Origin of the sequence: Ralstonia sp. RL, assembly GCF_001683835.1 — a bacterium.
Taxonomy (GTDB): Bacteria; Pseudomonadota; Gammaproteobacteria; order Burkholderiales; family Burkholderiaceae; genus Ralstonia; species Ralstonia mannitolilytica.
This window is the reverse complement of the sequence record NZ_LWRX01000050.1, coordinates 1-2,837: the sequence shown is the minus strand read 5'-3', so window position 1 is coordinate 2,837 and position 2,837 is coordinate 1. Positions and strand designations below refer to the sequence as shown.

Annotated in this window: 2 protein-coding genes; both read left to right on the top strand. The window is 63.2% G+C overall.

Going from position 1 to position 2,837, the window contains the following annotated elements; genetic code table 11:
• The coding region (locus A6M56_RS05185) for a glutamine amidotransferase-related protein (RefSeq protein ID WP_286757853.1) at window positions 1–469 on the top strand (469 nt) is incomplete at its 5' end.
• Window positions 462–2,837, top strand: a 2,376-nt coding sequence (carB, locus tag A6M56_RS05180) for a carbamoyl-phosphate synthase large subunit (protein WP_286757852.1), incomplete at its 3' end; no start/stop codon positions are given. The genes A6M56_RS05185 and carB, both read left to right, overlap by 8 nt.

Here is a 2,837-nt window from a genome sequence, read left to right as displayed (position 1 = left end):
GCTCAACCCGGACGGCATTTTCCTGTCCAACGGCCCGGGCGACCCGGAGCCGTGTGACTACGCGATCGCGGCGACCAGGGAATTCATCGCGCGCGGCATCCCGACCTTCGGCATCTGTCTGGGTCATCAGATCATGGGCCTGGCGGTCGGCGCCAAGACGCTCAAGATGAAGTTCGGCCACCATGGCGCGAACCATCCGGTGCAGGACCTCGCCACCAAGCAGGTGATGATCACCTCGCAGAACCACGGTTTCGCGGTGGACCAGGCGACGCTGCCCGACAACTGCCGCGTCACCCACGTATCGCTGTTCGACGGCTCGCTGCAAGGCTTCGAGCTCACCGACAAGCCGGCCTTCTGCTTCCAGGGGCATCCGGAAGCCTCGCCCGGTCCGCATGACATCGCCCCCCTGTTCGATCGCTTTATCGGGCTTATGACCCGGGCGATGATGGAGAAACACAAAAATGCCTAAGCGCACAGACATTCAAAGCATCCTGATCATTGGCGCCGGCCCGATCATCATCGGCCAGGCGTGCGAATTCGACTATTCCGGCGCGCAGGCATGCAAGGCGCTGCGTCAGGAAGGCTACAAGGTCATCCTGGTCAACAGCAATCCGGCGACCATCATGACCGACCCGGAAATGGCCGATGTCACCTACATCGAGCCGATCACCTGGCAGGTGGTGGAACGCATCATCGCCAAGGAGCGTCCGGACGCGATCCTGCCGACCATGGGTGGCCAGACCGCGCTCAACTGCGCGCTCGATCTGCACCGCAACGGCGTGCTGGAAAAGTACAAGTGCGAACTGATCGGCGCCACGCCGGAAGCGATCGACAAAGCGGAAGACCGCCAGAAGTTCAAGGAGGCGATGACCAAGATCGGCCTCGGTTCCGCGCGTTCAGGCATTGCGCACTCGATGGACGAGGCGTGGGCGGTGCAGAAGGAAATCGGCTTCCCGGTCATCATCCGTCCGTCGTTCACCATGGGCGGCACCGGCGGCGGCATCGCCTACAACCCGGAAGAATTCGAAACCATCTGCAAGCGCGGCCTGGAAGCGTCGCCGACCTCCGAACTGCTGATCGAGGAATCCCTGATCGGCTGGAAAGAGTTCGAGATGGAAGTGGTGCGCGACAAGAAGGACAACTGCATCATCGTCTGTTCGATCGAAAACCTCGATCCGATGGGCGTGCACACCGGCGACTCGATCACGGTGGCGCCCGCGCAGACGCTGACCGACAAGGAATACCAGATCATGCGCAATGCGTCGCTGGCGGTGCTGCGCGAGATCGGCGTCGACACCGGCGGTTCCAACGTGCAGTTCGCGGTCAATCCGCAGGACGGGCGCATGATCGTCATCGAGATGAACCCGCGCGTGTCGCGCTCTTCCGCGCTGGCGTCGAAGGCCACCGGTTTCCCGATCGCGAAGGTCGCCGCGAAGCTGGCGGTGGGCTTCACGCTCGATGAACTGCGCAACGAGATCACCGGCGGCGCCACCCCGGCGTCGTTCGAGCCCTCGATCGACTATGTGGTGACCAAGGTGCCGCGTTTCGCGTTCGAGAAATTCCCGCAGGCCGACAGCCACCTGACCACCCAGATGAAATCGGTGGGCGAGGTGATGGCGATCGGCCGCACCTTCCAGGAATCGTTCCAGAAAGCGCTGCGCGGCCTGGAAGTCGGCGTCGACGGCATGAACGAAAAGACCACCGACCGCGAAACCATCGAAGAGCAGCTCGGCGAGCCCGGTCCGGAACGCATCTGGTATGTGGGCGACGCCTTCGCGCAAGGCTTCTCGCTGGAAGAAGTGCATCAGCTCACCCACATCGACCCATGGTTCCTGGTGCAGATCAAGGAAATCGTCGACATCGAACTGTGGCTGGAAAAGCAGAAGCTCGAAGAGCTCGACCGCGCGACGCTGTTCAAGCTGAAGCAGAAGGGCTTCGCCGATCGCCGCCTGGCCAAGCTGCTGAAGACCACAGACAAGGAAGTGCGCGAGCGTCGCCGCGAGCTGAACGTGCGCCCGGTCTACAAACGGGTCGACACCTGCGCCGCCGAGTTCGCGACCAAGACCGCCTACATGTACTCCACCTACGATGAGGAGTGCGAGTCCCAGCCGACCGGCAACAAGAAGATCATGGTGCTGGGCGGCGGTCCCAACCGCATCGGCCAGGGCATCGAATTCGACTACTGCTGCGTGCATGCCGCATTGGCGATGCGCGAAGACGGCTATGAGACCATCATGGTCAACTGCAATCCGGAAACCGTGTCGACCGACTACGATACTTCCGACCGCCTGTACTTCGAGCCGCTGACGCTGGAAGACGTGCTGGAAATCGTCGACAAGGAAAAACCGCACGGCGTGATCGTGCAGTACGGCGGCCAGACGCCGCTGAAGCTGGCGCTGGATCTGGAGGCGAACGGCGTGCCGATCATCGGCACCTCGCCCGACATGATCGACGCTGCGGAAGACCGCGAGCGTTTCCAGAAGCTGCTGCACGATCTCGGTCTGCGCCAGCCGCCGAACCGCACCGCGCGCACCGAGGAAGAGGCGCTCGCGCTGGCGCAGGAAATCGGCTATCCGCTGGTGGTGCGCCCGTCCTACGTGCTGGGCGGGCGCGCGATGGAAATCGTGCATGAGCAGCGCGACCTGGAGCGCTACATGCGCGAAGCGGTGAAGGTGTCGAACGATTCGCCGGTGCTGCTCGACCGCTTCCTGAACGACGCCATCGAGGTCGACGTCGACTGCCTGTCCGACGGCCAGCGCACCTTCATCGGCGGCGTGATGGAACACATCGAGCAGGCCGGCGTGCATTCGGGCGACTCCGCCTGCTCGCTGCCGCCG